The organism is Xanthomonas hydrangeae (assembly GCF_032697525.1).
Lineage (GTDB): Bacteria > Pseudomonadota > Gammaproteobacteria > Xanthomonadales > Xanthomonadaceae > Xanthomonas > Xanthomonas hydrangeae.
In genome coordinates this window covers 1,233,739-1,252,354 of sequence record NZ_CP103836.1, presented here as the reverse complement: position 1 = coordinate 1,252,354, position 18,616 = coordinate 1,233,739, and the positions used below count along the sequence as shown (strand labels likewise).

8 protein-coding genes and 2 pseudogenes are annotated in these 18,616 nt (G+C 64.8%); 8 read left to right on the top strand and 2 right to left on the bottom strand.

Features of this window, described 5'->3' with window-relative positions:
• Nucleotides 1-54 precede the first annotated feature (54 nt).
• Nucleotides 55-2,943, top strand: a complete 2,889-nt coding sequence (locus NYR97_RS05025) for a TonB-dependent receptor plug domain-containing protein (RefSeq protein WP_316696949.1) — start codon at nt 55-57, stop codon at nt 2,941-2,943.
• A gap of 496 nt (nt 2,944-3,439) precedes the next feature.
• On the opposite strand, the gene yjjJ is transcribed toward NYR97_RS05025, so the two are convergent.
• The gene (yjjJ, locus tag NYR97_RS05020; RefSeq protein ID WP_425613037.1) at nt 3,440-4,816 is read right to left on the bottom strand and encodes a type II toxin-antitoxin system HipA family toxin YjjJ; all 1,377 of its coding nucleotides are present in this window, start codon (nt 4,814-4,816) and stop codon (nt 3,440-3,442) included.
• A gap of 684 nt (nt 4,817-5,500) precedes the next feature.
• Here yjjJ and NYR97_RS05015 point away from each other — a divergent pair.
• Nucleotides 5,501-6,574, top strand: coding sequence for a 3-deoxy-7-phosphoheptulonate synthase (locus NYR97_RS05015; RefSeq protein ID WP_115037502.1), 1,074 nt, complete (start codon nt 5,501-5,503; stop codon nt 6,572-6,574).
• Between the two features lie 868 nt (nt 6,575-7,442).
• Here NYR97_RS05015 and scpC read toward each other — a convergent pair.
• On the bottom strand, nt 7,443-8,957 hold the full coding sequence (gene scpC, locus NYR97_RS05010; protein WP_316696948.1) for a succinyl-CoA:acetate CoA-transferase ScpC: 1,515 nt from the start codon (nt 8,955-8,957) through the stop codon (nt 7,443-7,445).
• 167 nt (nt 8,958-9,124) lie between these two features.
• Between scpC and NYR97_RS05005 the strand changes: the two genes are divergently transcribed.
• The 6 genes and pseudogenes from NYR97_RS05005 (at nt 9,125) to NYR97_RS04985 (ending at nt 18,576) form a co-directional block, all read left to right on the top strand.
• Nucleotides 9,125-11,302, top strand: a complete 2,178-nt coding sequence (locus NYR97_RS05005) for a translocation/assembly module TamB domain-containing protein (protein ID WP_316696947.1) — start codon at nt 9,125-9,127, stop codon at nt 11,300-11,302.
• A gap of 206 nt (nt 11,303-11,508) precedes the next feature.
• Nucleotides 11,509-11,986 (top strand): annotated as a pseudogene (locus NYR97_RS22390) (hypothetical protein); the annotation flags it as partial.
• An 89-nt stretch (nt 11,987-12,075) separates the two neighbouring features.
• A pseudogene (locus NYR97_RS05000) lies at nt 12,076-13,929 on the top strand (hypothetical protein); the annotation flags it as partial.
• A gap of 431 nt (nt 13,930-14,360) precedes the next feature.
• A complete protein-coding gene (locus NYR97_RS04995) occupies nt 14,361-14,870 on the top strand; it encodes a sigma-70 family RNA polymerase sigma factor (protein ID WP_316696945.1) in 510 nt (169 codons plus the stop codon).
• A gap of 9 nt (nt 14,871-14,879) precedes the next feature.
• Nucleotides 14,880-15,929, top strand: coding sequence for a FecR domain-containing protein (locus tag NYR97_RS04990; protein ID WP_316696944.1), 1,050 nt, complete (start codon nt 14,880-14,882; stop codon nt 15,927-15,929).
• A gap of 118 nt (nt 15,930-16,047) precedes the next feature.
• Nucleotides 16,048-18,576 carry a TonB-dependent siderophore receptor gene (locus NYR97_RS04985; RefSeq protein ID WP_316696943.1) on the top strand — a complete coding sequence of 843 codons (2,529 nt, stop codon included), beginning with the start codon at nt 16,048-16,050 and terminating at the stop codon, nt 18,574-18,576.
• Nucleotides 18,577-18,616 lie beyond the last annotated feature (40 nt).

Genomic DNA, 18,616 nt, shown 5'->3' with positions numbered 1-18,616 from the left:
GCGTCGTTGCAGTGAAACGCCACGCCGGCCATGCCGGCCTCTCCCGGGGATCTTATGAACTGCCGCAGTCATCGCCTTGCCTTGTCGATTTCCTTGTCGCTCGCCCTGTCCGTCGCCGCCCAATCGGCCACTGCCCAGCAGACCGAGCCGGATCAACCACGCGTTACCTCCACCCTGGACGCAGTCAGCGTCACCGGCTCGCGCATCAAGCGCGCGCAGGTCGAAGGCGCGCAGCCGGTGGTCACCATCTCCGCGCAACAGATCCAGCAGGAAGGCTTCGCCACCGTCTACGACGTGCTCAACAGCATGAATCAACAGGGCTCGGTGGAAGCCGATACGCAATGGGGCTCGCACACGCCCAACGCCTCGCCGATCAATCTGCGCGACCTGGGACCGGGCCGCACCTTGCTGCTGGTCAACGGGCACCGCGTGGCCGATTACCCGCTCCCGTACGGCGGCGAAAGCAACTTTTCCAATTACAGCAACATCCCCTCCGCCGCAGTGGAGCGCATCGAGATTTTGACCGGCGGCGCATCGGCGATCTACGGCTCGGACGCGGTGGCCGGCGTGGTCAACGTGATCCTCAAGCGCGACTACCAGGGCGACCAGGTGCGGCTGCGCGGCGGCACGGCCACCGAAGGCGGGCGCGACAGTTTCGACGTGTCGTGGGCGGGCGGGCGCACCGGCGAAAACTGGAGCCTGACCTACGCGCTGCAGGCCACCCGGCGCGATCCGCTGAGCGGGCGCGATCGCCCTGAGATGGACGACTCGGACGACATGTCCTATTCCAACTGGACCGGCCAGAACCGCCTGTACGGCTTCAACCCGTTCACCGGTTTGAGCCTGGTCGATGCCAACACCAGCGAGCGCCTGGCGCCGCCTGCAGGCACCTGCGCGCGCTTCGGCGGCGAGTTCATCGATGCGCAGCGGCTGAGCTACAACCAGAACACCGGCACGCTCACCAACGCCGGCGATTATTGTGGCGTGGCGCGCGACTACGGCGACTGGGGTCTGGTCACCGGCAGCGAAGATTATTCGGCGTATCTCTATGGCACCTGGAAGTTCGGCGAGGCCACCGAGGCGTGGGCCACGCTGTCGGCCAACCGCAGCATCGGGCGCTGGACCTACGATCCGCCGTACGCGTACCTGGGCCCGTTCCAGGATGCGAACACCGGCCGCTCGCTGTATGCGATCCGCCAGCTTACCCGTCGCGAAGCCGACGGCTGGGATCGGCTCGCCAACTACAACAAGGAACAGTCCTGGGACCTGAGCGCCGGCCTGCGCGGTGTATGGGCCGATCGCTTCGATTGGGAGCTGAGCGTCGGTCGCTCGCGCTACACAGTCGACGAATACATTCGCACCGTGGATACCGCGCGCGCGACCGATTATTTTCTCGGCAGCCCCACCGGCACCGCCGCCGATGGTTCATCGATTTATGCGATCAACGAAGCGCGTTTGTATGCGCCACTGTCGTCGAGCGAGTACGACGACCTGGTCGCCAAGTCGCATAACTCCGCCTATTCGTGGGTGAATCAAGCCAGTTTCAGCTTGAGCGGCGACGTGGTGCAGGGCTGGGCCGGGCCGATCCGCTTTGCCACCGTGGCCGAAGTGGCCAAGCAGGGCTACCAGCTGTCGCCGGACCCGTGCGCCAATGAGTGCTACCCGGTCGATGTGGTCGACAGTGGCGGTGGTGAGCGCATGCGCAGCTCGGCCGGGCTGGAATTCCAGATTCCGTTGCTCTCCACATTGAGCGCGAATGTGGCCGGCCGCTACGATCGCTATGGCAACTACCGGTCTTCGGCGGCGATTCCAACCGATGTCGGCACGCAAAGCGATACCACCTGGAGCGCGGGCCTGGAATGGCGCCCGGTCGAGAGCCTGTTGTTGCGCAGCACGCTGGCCACCAGCTTCCGCGCGCCGGACATGCATTACGTGCTCGGCGAACCCAGCTCCACCAACCAGACCGTGATCGATCAATACCGCTGTATTTCCTCGGGCGCGTCTCTCACCGGCGGCTGCAATGACGAGAACAGCAACATCTTCTACACCGTGGATGTAAACCGCCGCGGCACCCCGGATCTACGCTCGGAAACCGGCCGCTCGTTCACCGGCGGGGTGGTGTGGGACATCGCGCAAGGTCTGTCACTGAGCGTGGATTACTACCGCATCCAGCTGGAGGAAATGATCAAGGATCTGGACCGCGACGAGATCCTCTCGGCCGAAGCCGGCTGCCGCACCGGCACCACCATCAGCGGCGGCGCCTGGAACAACCCTGGCGGCGCCGGTTATTGCGACACCATCAGCTCGCGCGTGCTGCGCAATGCCGATGGCACCATCGCCAGCATCGAGCGCGGCCCGATCAACCTGGCGCAGATGGAAACCTCCGGCATCGACGCCTCGCTGAAATACCGCCTGGCCACTTCCGGTTGGGGGAACTTTCAGTTGTCGCTGGACTACAACACGCTGATCGCCTATCGCGAACAGATCTACCGCACAGACAGCGACGAAAACCGCCGCGACGAACGCGTGCGCAGCCGTGTGCGCGGCAGCGTGCATTGGGACAACGGCGGCGCATGGGACTGGACGGTGTACTTCCGCCGGCTCGGCTCGATGCGTGCGGTCAACTGGGGCACCTGCGCACGCTTCGACGACGGCTACCAGCCCAGTGCCGCCGATGAGTGCGTGGTCACCGACACCGCCAACGTGCATCTGGGCGAAACCAGCAAGCGTTACTTCGGCCGCGTGGGACCTGCGATCTACTGGAACCTGAGCACCGGCTACAAACTCACCGACCATGCCAAGGTCAATTTCTACGTCAACAACGTGTTCAACGAAGTGGGCTACGAGAACAAGGAGCGCTTCTACGGCTACGGCTTCTACAACACCACCTTGTTCAACCCGATCGGCCGCGAAGTGGCAGCGGAATATGTGTTTACGTTCTGATTGAATGTGGCTGCCGCACCACACGCCACGGCACAGCGCCGTGGCGTGTGGTGCAGTGCAGGCTGATTTTGTGACGAAAGCTGGTTGGTCTGGAAAGCGTTATTGGCTGGCGCCTTGATTTTGTGCGTGGGAGCGGCCCGCAGACCACTCTTCGGAATTGCGGCATTGGCGGAACAGAAAGCTCGGCCTCCGGCGAAACACATGCTCATCTGCAAGCGTCATTCATTGCGTCGGGGCGTGAAGTAAGGCCTGCTCGCTCTATCAAAAAGCTGCGAGAGAAAAGCCTGTGTGCTCTTCAAATAATTACAACTGATCAGGTAAGGACGACGTGCTCGGGACCTTGGCGGACGAGTCATAAATGCAGAGTCCGAACAATGGCTGCGCTGCCGTTTCAGTCGCTCAAAGTCATGGCAACGACGTACCGAGGCGGTAGCGTGGCTGGGGATTGGCGGAGAGCGGCACAGGGATATACCGCCGCGGCGAGTAGGCGTCGGCATCAGGCAAGACGTGACGCCGTTCGACGCAGGCTGGCCAACGCGCGCGTGGCGATGCCGCGCATCTGTTCGCTCAGCTTGTCGTTGTCCATGGCTTGCTGCCAGAACTGCTCGGCCATCCCGGCAGCGCGCCGCCATTGCGCGAACTGATCAACGCTAGGCGGTGGAATCTCGATATCCCGCTGTACGACTTCGCCACTGGATGCCGGCCGCAGTGCCATCGGCAGCATGTCATACACCGGGGCAAGTTGCAGGGGCAGGGTGTCGGCAAGCACCAATGCCGCATTGCCCAGGTGCATGTCGGTGTTGCCGATAAGCGTGCCGAACCAACTGATCACTTCCAGGCGCTCGGCGTCTTGCGGGCTTAGCCAACCATCGCGCTTGAGCAGTGGAGCAAGGGTCCGCCAGCTGCTGGTGTTCGCGTCGCCGTAAAAGGCAGCGAACAGCGACATCAGTGAGACGAACCCGCGCCGGCCCAATGCAGCAGTCCGATCGAAGCGTGTCGATTCGAGGAAGACGCGCCCGCCCGCCTGCAGCACCTGCGTTGCCGCAGCAGGGATGCCGCCGGCAATCAGAATCTGGCTGGCCAACCACTCCATGTGTAAAAGATCCGCCCAACGCCGGCCTGTTGGCTGATCGGTCTGGTCGGAGAACTTGACGATCACGGGGCGATACGCGCCATCTTCTCCCAGCACTGCAGTGAACTTCGGCTGCTCGCCAGCGGCAGACGAGCCAACGGCCTCGCCGCGCAATGCAGCTTCGGCGCGGCTGAGATATTCATCGGGGCGCGCCTGCATGGCGATGCACCCAGGCTGTTCGATCGCCTCCAAAGCCAGAGCCAGCGCGCGCTCGCCGATCAGCAGGTCGCCAACCTGGTCGTGACCATCCGACAGCATGGCCACCAGGTTGTCCCTGGGCGACCACAGCGCCAGGTTGTCCGGTAGGCGCAACGGCCCGGCGACACGGTGCGCCAGATTGCGCCCGAGAAATCCCTGGGGCCGTTGGTCGTCGATAAACCACGGCAGCGACGCGAACACGCCTGTGTCCAACGGCGGATGCAATAGAACGGGGTTGTCCTGCAAAAGGTCGACAAAGAAATGGTCGTTATGCAGCACCAACAGGTGGCCCAGTGGTACAACGCGGGCATCGTGATCGATTCGATAGAGCGGCCACATACGCTCGCCCCGCAACTCACCGGTGGCCGCGTAGCCGGTAGTGCGCGCCTTGCCATAACGCAGCACTGCAGGACCGGCACTTGCGACCAGGCGGGACAGGGTAGGGCGGCTCACGCCCAGGCGCGCCGCCAGATCGGCCCCACGCATGGGGCCGTTGATGCGTAGCGCGCTGATCAGCCGTTCGACTGCGTCGGGAGAGGGCATGGGGCGCAGATTCTGAAACGATATGTGAAACGATAGTAAGCCACTAGTGACTACCTAATCAATTGATATAAAAGAAATTTTGGTTATGCAATAAGCATCATTGATGTCGGTAGGTGAAACAATACCCCGGTGTGCCCGGCTCTTCATGGTCACCACCGAGGATGGGTACACACGCAATGGACCGGACATCAATCCGCACCGATATCGTGCCGGCACGTCGCAGCATCCATCGCGGTCGGGCTCAGCAAGACGGTTACCAAGCCGTGTGTCTGAGTTGCATCCAGCGTGCGTACGTGACAACCGTGGGACGTGGCAGCACTGCCGCACGGCGCATGCGGCACTGGGCGTGGCGCGCGATGCGCTCAACGTCAGTGCGACGCGGTGGTCGTCGAGACACATACGGCTTGCAGGCGCATCGCGACCGCCGCTGCAACGTTCCGTTGCCGATGAAACAGTGGCAGCGTCGAAACGCGCGTGTTATCAATGCACCCAATGAACGCACCCCGCAGCCAGTTTTACTTTTGGTACTACGGTTTTCCGATGCCGCTGGCGGAGGACGGATTGCGCTCACCCTGAAGAAATCTTCAGCAGCATTCCCGAAAAGCCGCCAGCGTACACTGGCGGCTTTTTTGTTGCCGCCTCGCCTGGCATCCCTGATGCAACACCGCCCACCGAGACACTGTTATGCCGCCTGTGACCGATGACCTGCGTATCCGCAAGATCGAAGCCCTCGCCCCGCCCTCCCAGCTGCTGTCGCTGCTGCCTTGCGACGACCGCGCTTCCGAGACCGTGACCAATTCGCGCGCCGCCCTGCACGAGATTCTGCATGGCCGCGACGACCGCCTGGCGGTGGTGATCGGGCCCTGCTCGATCCATGACCCGGTTGCGGCGATGGACTACGCGCACCGCCTGCGCCCGCTGCGCGAGCAGTTCGGCGACGCGCTGGAGATCGTGATGCGGGTGTACTTCGAAAAGCCGCGTACCACCATCGGCTGGAAGGGTCTGATCAACGATCCGGACCTGGATGGCAGCTTCCAGATCAACAAGGGTCTGCGGGTGGCGCGCGGCCTGCTGCGCGACATCAACAACCTCGGCCTGCCGGCGGGCGTGGAATTTCTCGACATCATCTCGCCGCAGTACATCGCCGACCTGGTGGCCTGGGGCGCGATCGGCGCGCGCACCACCGAAAGCCAGGTGCATCGCGAAATGGCCTCGGGCTTGTCGTGCCCGGTGGGCTTCAAGAACGGTACCGGTGGCGACGTCAAGATTGCGGTGGACGCGGTGGGAGCGGCTTCGCATCCGCACCATTTCCTGGCCGTGACCAAGGATGGCCACACCGCGGTGGCAGCGACGGCCGGCAATCCGGATTGCCATGTGATCCTGCGCGGCGGCAAGCAGCCCAACTTCGACGCGGCCAATGTGGAAGCGGCCAGCCAGGTGCTCACTAAATCCGGCTTGCCGGCGCGTCTGATGATCGACGCCAGCCATGCCAACAGCGGCAAGAATCCCGAGAACCAGCCCAAGGTCATCGACGACATCGCCAGGCAGCTGGAAGGCGGCGAGACGCGCATCGTCGGCGTCATGGTGGAGAGCCACCTGGTCGGCGGCCGCCAGGAACTGGTGCCGGGCTGCGCACTGACCTACGGCCAGAGCATCACCGACGGCTGCCTGGATTGGGACGCTTCGGTGCAGGTGCTGGAGCGTCTGGCGACGGCCGTGCGTGCACGTCGTGCGAGGCGGGTTGCCGAAGCTGCGTGATTGGTGAGAGCCCCTCCCCTGCCGGGAGAGGGGTTGGGGTGAGGGTACGGCGGAAGACAGCCATTTTAGATTGCATGCTTACAAACGACGCGGCGCACTCGCAAGGGCAACAGATTCAAAGCCCAGCCCACTCGAGTGCAACTCATCAAAGTCCAGCATCCTCAACGCCCGGCATATTCAAAGCGCATCAAATCTAAAGCGCAGCACATTCGACATCTGGTGTATTCAGAACGCAGCACATCCAAAAAAGCGCGTACCCGTCGCCACAAGCGGCCCACAACACGTAGCGAACAGCCTTGCAATGAGCGCCTCAAGCAGCCTGACGTAGTGTTGATGGCAACTCTAGAACAAGAACGTCGGGCCGGTGCAGGGAGCCGGCCCGACGGATTGGACACCACCCAGTGATGACCCGTCGCGCCCAGCGGCAGGAGGGGGAGAGAGCCGTCCTGCCGCCGAATGCGAGCGGGCAGGAACGTTATCCGCTATGTCCGTGACGATGCGATGTCGCCGCATGTCGGCGGCAGCAATGAAGTTCGAGTTGCGTTAACGGCGACCATTTCGCATGACGCGCTGCACTGAGTGTTCGAGCGCGCATTACCTGCATGGACACACTAGGCACGCTCGTCATTGCATAAGCGCATAGCGGCCGATGCAAGTGTGCAGTCGCGCAATAAGGCGCTGCCATCGGAGGTGTTGAGCATGGCGCTATCGCTCAATCGCTATTGCGCCCGAACACGCGTGCCTGCGGGCGGCGCGATCGGTGTCCCGCTGCGCCCCGACGTGCATCCGCCAAATGCTGCGCACGCTGCCCGGCACGACGATCAGGTGCACAGAGCGCGGCATGATCGGGCAGCTGCAACGCGCGCGATCACCCCAGCATGTCGCCTGTCTCCAACCAGCGTTGATGCCACGACAGCGCTTCGGTCAGCAGATGCGGGGTGTGCTTGCCGTAGCTGTCGCGATTGGCACGCGCTACATAATCTTCCAGTGCATCGCGATAACGCGGGTGCACGCAGTGATCGAGCACCTGGCGCGCGCGTTGTTTGGGCGTGAGCCCGCGCAGATCGGCCAGACCTTGTTCGGTGACGATCACAGAGACGTCGTGTTCGGTGTGATCGACATGGCTGACCATCGGCACAATTGACGAGATGCTGCCGGCCTTGGCGATGCTGGGGCTCAAAAAAATGGACAGGAATCCATTGCGCGCAAAATCGCCGGAGCCACCGATGCCGTTCATGATGCGGCTGCCCATCACATGGGTGGAATTGACGTTGCCGTACAGGTCGGCTTCGATCATGCCGTTCATGCCGATGCAGCCAAGCCGGCGCACCAGTTCCGGATGGTTGGAGATCTCCTGCGTGCGCATGACGATGCGTTGCCGATAGAAATCGATATTGCGCTTGAACTCCTCGTTGCCTTCCGGGCTGAGCGCAAAGCCGGTGCACGAGGCATAGCGCAGCACGCCGTCGCGTAGCAGCGCGAGCATGCCGTCCTGAATCACTTCAGTGAACGCCTCCAGATCGCGGAAGCCACTGCGTGCAAGCCCCGCCAGCACCGCATTGGGGATATTGCCCACGCCCGATTGCAACGGCAGCAGACTGGCCGGCAGGCGGCCCTTGCTCACTTCATGGCGCAGGAACTCGATCAGGTGTTCGGCGATGCGTTCGCTGCTTGCATCGGCAGCGGCGAACGGGCTGTTGCGGTCCGGGCCATGCGTGCGCACCACCGCCACGATCTTGTCCGGATCGCAGCGCAGGCTGGGCTCGCCGATGCGGTCGTCGCCATGCAGCAGCGGGATCGGTTTGCGATGCGGCGGCAGCGCGGTGCCGTAATAGACGTCATGCATGCCGTCCAGGCCGGCCGGCTGCCAATCGTTGACCTCGATGATCACTTTCTTGGCCAGGTCCAGCCAGGTCTTGTTGTTGCCGATCGAGGTCGACGGCACCAGGCTGCCATCGGCGCGGATCGCCGAGACTTCCACCACCGCAGTATCGATCTGCCCGTAGAAACCGAACCACACGTGCTGGGCCACGTGGCTGAGATGGATGTCGATATAGTCCAGCGTGCCGGCATTGATGCGTTGGCGTGCATCCGGGTCGGACTGGAACGGCATGCGCATGGCGATGCCCTCGGCCTTGGCCAGCGCGCCATCGAGTTCCGGTGCGGTGGAGGCGCCGGTCATCAACTTGATCTGGAACGGTTGGCCCTGCAGATGCGCCGCTTCGATGCGCTGTGCCAGCGCCATCGGCACCGCCTTGGGGTAGCCGGAGCCGGTGAAGCCGCTCATCGCCACGGTCTCGCCTGGCTGGATCAAGGCGGCAGCGGCCCCGGCAGAAACCAGGCGTTCGCGCAGCGGCGCGTGCAGGATGCGTTCGTCGGACATGGGCAGCACAGCGTTAAACGAGGGAAGCGCAATTATCGCCGCTGCATGCCTCGATCGGGGCGCGACCTTGGTGGAATGAGCGAGCGCGACACCGGCCATGCGCATGTTCACGCCTCGCCGCCGGCGCAACCGCGATAGTGACGGCAGACTCATCACTGCCTGCGCCCATGCCCACACTTCGCGATCGCTTCCAGCGCTGGCCCCGGCCATGGCGCATCGCAGTGGTCGTGCTGGTGGCGCTGTATGCGCTGTATCTGCTGGCCGGCAACATTTTTCTCAATACGCCGCTGTTCGATGCCGTCACCAACCGGCAGCCGCATAAATTCACCATGCAGACCGGCCCGGCACTCACGCTGTTTCCGGGCCAGGTGATGGCCTGGAACGTGCGCATGCGCGGGCAGGCCAACCGCACCGTGTACGTGTTGCATGCCGATCGCGCCAATGCGCGCGTCGCTTTGCTGCCGCTGTTCCGGCGCGAGGTGCGCTTGCCGTGGCTGCATGCCACTTGCCTCAGCGCGGAAGTCGAAACCTCCGACACACCCATTCCACCACCGCCACGTGGCGATCAGGGCTGGACGCTGCGCTTCGATGCGATCACCAGCAGCAGCATCCGCAGCGCGCGTCTGGGCAAGTTGCTGATTGCCGGGCAAGGCCAGGCCACTGTCGGCTTTCTCAAGCAGCTCAAAGGCGGGCCGTCGGAGCTGTTTGCCTCCGAGGCGAGCTTTACCGATGCGGTGGTCAGCTATGACGGGGTGCAGGTGTTCAATGGCGCGCAGTTGGAGGCGCAATTCCAGTTTCCACGCCATTACCGCGATGAGGCACCGGGCCTGCGCAAGCTCGGCATCACCCACGCGCGCCTGCAGCTGAAGGCCAGCACGGTGGCGTTGAAGATCGACACCGGCGCGCCGCACGTGGACATCCGCAGCGGGCCCTCGGCGGCGCGGGTGGAGGCCGACATCACGCTGGATCGCGGCGCATTGCAGCCGGGCAGCCATGCGGTCTGGCGGCTGCCGTTGCTGGCGGGCGTTGGCGCGACCGACCGCGGCATGCTGGCGTTGCAACTGGATGTGGCGCGCGATATCCGCGTGCAGGCGCGGCTGCCGCGCGATGAAACCACCGGCAGCGAGCTGCAGGCCGACCTGCGCCTCGCCGGCCGCGGCATTCCTTTCCAGAATCCGGCGCAGGTGTTGCCGCGATTGTCCGGGCAGGTACGTGGGCGTTGGAAGTTCGAATCCCTGAACTGGATTGCCGAGTTGTTCGTGCGCAAGCCGTGGTTCCAGCTGGAAGGCGGTGGCCTGGTCGAGGCCGATCTGCGTCTGGCGCAAGGCCGGCTCGCCAGTGGCAGCAGCCTGGAGATTCCGCGTGTGGAAGCCGTGGCGCAGGTGTTCGATACACGCCTGGCCGGTGTCGCCACCGCACACGGGCGCATCGACGATGCCGCCACGCCGCAGGCGCATCTGGAGGTGAGCATTCCCACGTTCAAGGCCGCGCCGCGCGATGCGCCCAAGCAGATCCTGCTGGACGGCCGCGCTCTGCAGCTGGCCATGCATGGCGACGCCGAACTGGCGCGCCTGCGCGACACGCTCAAGGCGCAGCTGCGTTTCAGCGATGCGCGCGTGCCCGATCTCACCGTCTATAACCGCTATCTGCCGGGCAACAACGTGCGCCTGCTTGGCGGCAGCGGCAGCCTGACCGGCGATGTGGCGCTCAACGCCTCCGGCGAGGTCGGCAGCGGTCACGCGAATCTGCGCGGTCAGGGGGCACACCTTGCATTGGCCGGCGTGCAGATGCGCGGCGATGCCGAGTTGCGGGCGCAGCTGCAGCGCGCCGATTTCAAGAACAAGTTCTTCGACCTCAGCGGCACGCGCGTGCGCTTGCGCAATATGCGCGTAGGCGACGACAGCACGGATGCCAACTGGTGGGGGGAAATGCAGGTCGGCGCCGGCACCATCCAGGCCAGTGCGCCGTTCCAGGTGGATGCCGATGCGGCGATTCGCATGCGCGATGTTGCGCCGCTGCTATCGGTGTTTGCGCAGCGCGCCGATTACCCGCGCTGGGTATTGGGCTTGCTGGATTCGGGCGAGCTCGATGCCACCGGCCGGGTGCGTTGGCGCAAGCAACAGGTGCTGATCGACGACCTGCATGCGGAGAACGCACGCCTGTCGCTGCGTGCGCGCTTGGCCTTGAACGAGGAGCAGCGGCGCGGCGATCTGTATCTGCGCTGGGGCGTGCTGGGCGCCGGGATCGAACTCGATGGCAAGCAACGCCAGTGGCATCTGGCCGGCGCACGCGAGTGGTACGACGCGCAGCCGGGGCTGTTGCCGGCGGTGTCGCAGGCGAAGTAAGCGGTGCCTTGTCTCAGGCCTTGCGTCATGCGGCCAGCTTCGCCGTCGTCGCAGAGGCAGTGCGCGTACTGCCATGCGTGTAGCACATCGAATGCGCACGGGCAACCTGCCGGTGCCCAGCCGCAATCGGCCGCTGCGCGCCGCACTCACGGCCTTGTTGGCACACTGCGCCACGCCGCGTGCGCGGCCTTCAGGACCCTGCCGTCATGACGATGCCTGTTCGCGCCCGCTGGCGTGGGTTGTCCCGCGCGGTGCGTTGGCCTGTGCTGGCGCTGGTTGCGCTGTATGCAAGCTATCTGCTGCTCGGCAATCTGTTGCTCAACACACCGCTTGGGCCGGCAGCGCTCAACCGCAAGCCGGACAAATTCAGCATGCACTGGGGCCCTGCAGTGACCTGGTGGCCGGGGCGTCTGGTGCTGTGGAATGTGGACCTGCAAGGCCGCTCCACGCGTAACAGCTGGAACGTCAGCGCGCAGCGCATGAGCGGGCAGGTGCGGTTGTTGCCGTTGTTGCATCGGCAGTTGCTGGTGCCGGAGTTGCATGCATCCGGCGTGCGCGGTGGGATGCAGGCCGCTACGCCGACGACCGGTGCTGCAGCGACGCAAGCGCTGGCGACAGCGCCGAGCACGCAGGTTGCCGCTGCCCCGGTGACTGGCGCAGTCGGCACGCCAACGCCAACGCCAGCGCAAGACAAGACATCCACATCAACGACCAACGCAAAGGTCTCAGCCGGCACGCAGCCGCCCACGCAGATGACTGGCGCGCGCACCAGCACGCCGCAATCCGCCAAGGTCGCCCATGTCGCCGTCCCCCCCGCCGGCACCCTGCCGACTACTCCGGCCTGGACCCTGCAGTTCGACCGCATCGTCGCCGATCAAGTGCAGGCCTTGACGCTGCGCCAGCTGCACATCGAAGGCGATGGCCAACTGCAGCTAGGCGTGTTCAAGCAATTGCGCGGCGGTCCGATGGAACTCTTTCCCTCGCGCGCGACCTTCGACAATGCGCGGATGCGCTGGGATAACGGCGAAGTGCTGCGCAACGGCCAGCTGCGCATCGAAGCCAGCATCGCACGCCATGCGCCCGAGCAAGCGCGTGGGCTTGCGCTGCTGCAACTCACCGACGCGCTGGTGGCGGTGCATGGCGACACTGCCGCACTGGATGTCACACGCAATGCGCAGGGCCGCCACACGGTCGCCACGCGCGCCGGCAAAGGCCGCGCAGATGGCGACTTGCGCTGGACGCATGGCGCGCTGCAGCCCGGCAGCCAGCTGCAATGGCGCGCGCCGTTGCACGACAGCACGCGCGCGCCGGCTGCCTTGCTTGGCGAACTGACAGCGCAACTGCAGGTCGATCAGGACATGCGCTTGCAAGTGCGCATGCCCGAGCCGGCCGATGCCGGGCTGACGCTGGATGCGGATCTGCGCGTGCAAGGCCGGCAATTGCCGCTGCAATCCATGCGCAGCCTGTTGCCGCGTACCTCCGGGCATGCGCGGGTGCATTGGCAACTGGCATCGCTGAGCTGGATTCCGGCGCTGTTTCCGGATGTGGACTGGCTGACGCTGGAGGGCGACGGACTGGTGGATGCCGATCTGCGGATCGAGCGCGGCCAGCTCGGCGCCGGCAGTCGTCTGCAGGTGCCGCATGTGCGTGCGCATGTCGGCGTGATGGGGCATGCGATCGATGGGCAAGCCAGTGCCGATCTGCGTGTGGACGCCGATGCAAACGGACAGTTGCTGCCTGCCCTTGTATTGCAGATGCAGCAGTTCTCGATTGCGCACAGCGATGCGCCCACGCGCCCGTTCGTGCAGGGCCGCGATCTGCGTCTGGATCTGCAAACGCGTGCCGATGCACGCAATCTGGCGACGTTGCGCGATGCCACACGCGCGCATCTTGTGTTCGCCAATGCGCGTGTGCCGGATCTGCGTGCCTACAACCGCTATCTGCCACAGCAACAACTGCGTTTCGATGGCGGCAACGGTGTGCTCAGTGGCGATCTGCAGATCGAACCCGGTGGGCGTATCGGCAAGGGCGGGCTGCGTATCGGTGCGCGTGCGGCGCGGCTGCAGTTTGCCGGCCTCGCACTGCGTGGCGATGTGGATGCGGATCTGCGTCTGCAGCGCGGCGATCTGCGTGCAGAAAATTTCCGCCTCGATGCCAGCACCATCCAATTGCGCAATATCGGATTCACCGGCCCGGATGGACAACGTCGCGATGGCTGGTGGGCGCGCATCGTGCTGGAAGACACGCACATGCAATGGCGCAAGCCGATTGGTGTGGATGGGCGCGTGCGCATCCAGGTGCGCGATCTGGCATTCCTGCTGTCGCTGTACGCGCGTGATCGCTCGATTCCGAACTGGATGCTGCGGCTGGTGGATGCGGGGCAGGCGCAAGTGACCGGTCGCGTGCATTGGCAGGACGAGACTGTCATCGTCGATCGGCTGCAGGCACGCAACGAACGCTTTCAGGTGGATGCACGGCTGCGTTTGCAGGGCACCCAACGCAGCGGCAGCCTGCTTGCACGCTGGGGGATGTTGAGCGCAGCGATTGGCTTGCGCGGCGACACGCCGGAATGGCATCTGCTGCACGCACCGCAGTGGTATCAGGCCCAGCCCGATCTGCTGCGCTGAGGTCTTCGCGCGGCAAGACGGTGTGAAGGAAAAGCGCCAGTTCTGTACTGCCAAGTATTGTTTTGCAGTGCAGCGTGCAAGTGGCGTTCGGGGCGCGCACTATGATCCTGCATCCCGACGTGGGGGAGGGAGCAAAGCCCGCTGGCAGTTCGCTGCAAGCGGGCTTTTTTATTGCCTGAGGTTTGGCGAGTCAAGTCGCCGCCAACTGCGCTCGGCGGGAAAAACGCCTGAAGTCAGCCGGCTGGCAGGCCAGCTATGCCTCCCAATGGGCTTCGTAATGGGGCAGCATCGACCCGCAACCGGAAGCCAGCGAGACAGGCCGGCCCCAGAGCGCGCGGCTGCACGCGCCGCTGGCATCCGATAGAATGAGATCAATTCTCATTTATCGCCGGACGCCTCGCGGTCCGGGCTCAGCCGTTCAGGAGGTCACCGTGTCGGTCACGCAAGGCGCGCTTCATCAACAGGTGGAGCGCCTGTACACCGACCACCATGGCTGGCTGCAGGGCTGGCTGCGGCGCAAGCTGGGCGATGCATTCGTGGCCGCCGACCTGGCGCAGGACACCTTCATCAGCGTGATCAATGCCGGTGCGGCCGCCGAGATCCGCGAGCCAAGGCCGTTCCTGGCCACCATCGCGCGCCGGTTGATGGCGCACCGGCAGCGCCGCAAGCTGCTGGAAACCAGTTACCTGGAAATGCTGGCGGCGCTGCCGGAAGAAGTGGCGCCGTCGCCGGAGCTGCAACTGCTGGCGCTGGAAGCGGTGCAGCAGCTGGACCAGGCGCTGGACGGCCTGCCGCCCAAGGTGAGAGAGGCCTTTTTGCTGGCCCATCTGCAGGAGCTGAGCTACGCGCAGATCGCGCAGCGGCTGGGGGTGTCCAGCAGCTCGGTCAAGCAATACCTCACGCGTGCCAACCGGCATTGCCTGTTCGCGCTCTCGGCGTGACTCGCGCAGATGGGTGATGCCGCGTCCCGCAGCACGCAGTCCCTTGGAGCCCAGCGGCCACTGCTGGCCGGCGGGCAGCCAATCAGTGCGCAGGTCGCCGATAAGGCAGCCGAGTGGCTGACGCTGCTGATGTCCGGCAGCGCCAGCCAGGCGCAGCTGCAGCAATGGCAGCAGTGGCGCGATGCGCATCCGGATCATGCGCGCGCGTGGGCGCATATCGAATCGGTGACCGGGCGGTTGAAGACGCTGACGCCGCAGGCGGCGTATCGGAGTCTGTCGCCGTATGCCGGCAACAACGGCCAGGCATCGCCGGGGCGGCGCAAGGCATTGAATCTGTTGCTGTGGGGCGGGGTGGCCGGTGCCACCGGCGTGCTGGTCTCGCGCACCGAATCCTGGCAGCGCGTCACCGCCGATTACGCCACCGCCACCGGTGAGCGTCGCCAATTGCAGCTGCAAGACGGCAGCCGCATCACGCTCAACACGCGCAGCGCTATCGACGTGCGTTTCGATGCGCACCAACGGCTGCTGCAGTTGCTGGCCGGCGAAATCCTGGTGACGACCGCGCATGCGCTGGGCGCCGGCCACGATGCGCGGCCGTTCGTGGTGCGCACTGCGCAGGGCGATATCCGTGCGCTGGGCACGCGCTTTTGCGTGCGTCAGGACGAGGGCGATACGCAGGTGAGCGTGCTGGAAAGCGCGGTGGAGGTGCGCCCGCTTGCGGTCGGGCAGACCATCGGGCGCGTACATGCGGGAGAGCAGTGTCGTTTTACCGCCGAGGCGCTCGGCACCATCGCTCCAGTCGATGCGCAGGCGGCGGCCTGGGTACGCGGCCAGTTGATCGCCGACGAATTGCGGCTGGATGCCTTCATCGCCGAACTGGGCCGGTATCGTCCCGGGCTGCTGCGCTGCGACCCGCAGGTGGGCGCGCTGCGCGTCTCCGGCGTCTTTCCGCTGGACGACACCGAGCGCATCCTGGCGATGTTGCCCAGCGTGCTGCCGGTACGGGTGAGCCGGCGCAGCCGGTATTGGGTGACGGTGCAGGCGGCCGGGCAGGGCTGAGGCGCTGCCAAGCGGCACGTCGACGAAAAAAGTTTGCTGCCGGTCTGCCCGATCGCCGCAGTTGCGGCACCTCCACAATGACGGTGTCAGTGCGACACCAACATCTTGTGGAAACAGCATGTCGATCACTGCCCGCCGCGGCCAACGTTTTTCTTCTTCGTTTCAGCGCATCGCCTCGGTGCAGGCAATACAGCGGCCCATCAGCACGGCTATCGCGCTCGCGCTGTGCAGTCTGGCGTTGTGCGCGGGCATGCAGGATGCAAAGGCCCAGAACGCAACTGCCACGCAGGACGCGCGGCAGAGCTATCGCATCCCCGCCGGCCCGCTGGCACCGGCGCTGCGCAACCTGGCCGGTTCGGACAACCTGTTGCTGAGCTTCACCGCCGCGCAGACCGACGGCAAGACCACCGCCGGGCTGGATGGCAGCTACACCGCTCCGGCGGCGCTGGCGGCGTTGTTGGCCGGGAGCGGCTTGCAGGCAGTGCCGTTGGAGACCGGCGGCTATGTATTGCGCGCCGCGCCACGGGTGAGCGCGACCAGGAGCGAGGTGGATGCGTGGCTGCTGCCGACCGTCAAGGTGACCGCGCAGGCCAACCGCAGTGCGGCCACCAGCGGCACCGGCAGCTATACCGCGCGTGCGGTGAGCATCGGCCGCGGCGAGCAATCGCTCAAGGACATCCCGCAGTCGATCAGCGTGGTCACCCGCCAGTTGATGGACGAGCAGAACATCACCTCGGTCTACGACGCGCTGGCCAGCACCACCGGCATCACCATCGTGCAGAGCCCGCAGGGCGGCAAGTACATCTATTCGCGCGGGTTCGACATCACCACGGTGCAGTACGACGGCGTGCCGCTCAATCGCGGCATGTACGGCCGGGCCAGCAATTACAGCGCCAACATGGGCATCTATGATCGCGCCGAAGTGCTGCGCGGTGCGGCCGGCCTGCTGCAGGGCGCGGGCAATCCCGGTGGTGCGGTGAACCTGGTGCGCAAGCGCCCGCTGGATGTGCCGGGCGTGAGCGTGATGGTGCAGGGTGGCACGTGGGATCGCTACGGCGCGCTGATCGATGGCAGCGCCAACCTCACTGCCGATGGCGCGTTGCGCGCGCGCGGAGTGATCGACTATCAGGACCAGGGCTCGTTCGTGGATGGCGTCACGCGCCGCACGCCCACCTACTACGGCACGCTAGATTACGCGTTCTCGCCGCAGACCCAGCTCAGCCTGGGCGTGAGCTACGAACAGGTCGAAGGCCGGCCGTTCTTCGGCGGCTTGCCCAGCTTCACCGATGGCCGCGATATCGGCCTGCCGCGCGAGACCAATCTGGGCGCGCAGTGGAACCGGCAGTCCTCGTCCAATCGCGGGCTGTATCTGGATCTGGATCATCGCTTCAATGACGATTGGGTGTTCAAGCTCAGTGCGGTGCAGGTGCGCGAGCTGCACGATCTGAAATACGCCAGCTCCAGCCGCGCGATCAATCCGGTCAACGGCATCGGCGCCTTGTTGGCGGCACGCACCATCTCCGATACGGATGCGTTCGGCTTCGATGCCAATGTGATCGGGCATTTCAACGCGCTGGGCCGCCGGCATGAGCTGGTACTGGGCAGCAATTTCGCCGAGAACACGGTCGACACCGTCTACGGCACCAAGAACAACTTCCAGACCTTCAACGTGTTCGATCTGCAGCGCAATGTGCGGGCGATCAGCGACGAAGAAATCTTCGCCAATGCACGTGAGGCCCGGCACGGCACCTCGCGCGAATTCGGCCTGTACGGCGCGTTGCGCTGGCAGCTTAGCGACCCGCTCAGAGCCATCGTCGGCACCCGTGTGAGCTGGCACGACACCCAGTGGAATACCACCACCACCGGGCTGTCGCCGTCGCAATCGATCGAGCACACCCGCGAGACCGGGCAGGTCACGCCATATGCCGGCCTGGTGTATGCGTTGAGCCCGAACTGGTCGGCCTATGCCAGTTATGCGGACATCTTTCAGCCGCAGAACGCGCAGACCGAAGCCGGCGACATGCTCAAGCCGATGACCGGTGCCAACTACGAGCTGGGCATCAAGGGCGAGTGGCTGGATGGGCGCATCAACACCGCCTTTGCGCTGTTCCAGATCGAGCAGAAGAACCGTGCGCAGGCCGACTTGACCACCAGCCCCACCTGCCGCAACAACGACTTCTGCTACATCGACAGCGGCAAGGTGCGCAGCCGCGGCTTCGACGCCGAAGTGAGCGGTGAAGTGCTACGCGACTGGAACGTGTTTGCCGGTTACACCTTCAACCGTACGACGTATCTGCAGGATGTCACCAGCCAGGGACAGGCCTTCAACAGCTATACGCCCAAGCATTTGCTGCGTGTGTGGACGACGTATCGGTTACCGGGCGTGCTGCAGGATGTAACTGTTGGGGGCGGTGTCAGTGCACAGAGCGCGGCGTATCGGCAGATCGGCACCGCAATCGCGCCGATCGAAGGACGTGCGGTGTGGAATGCATTGGCGCGCTATCAGGTCAACCGGCAGTGGTCGCTGGCGGTCAACCTCAACAACGTGTTCGACAAGCAGTACTACAACACGCTGTCCAGCTTCGTTAACGGCCGCTATTACGGCGAACCACGCAATGTGATGGTGACCCTGCGCGGCGCGCTGTAATGCAGGCATCGGCAGCGAGATGGTGCATGGCGATGGCCGC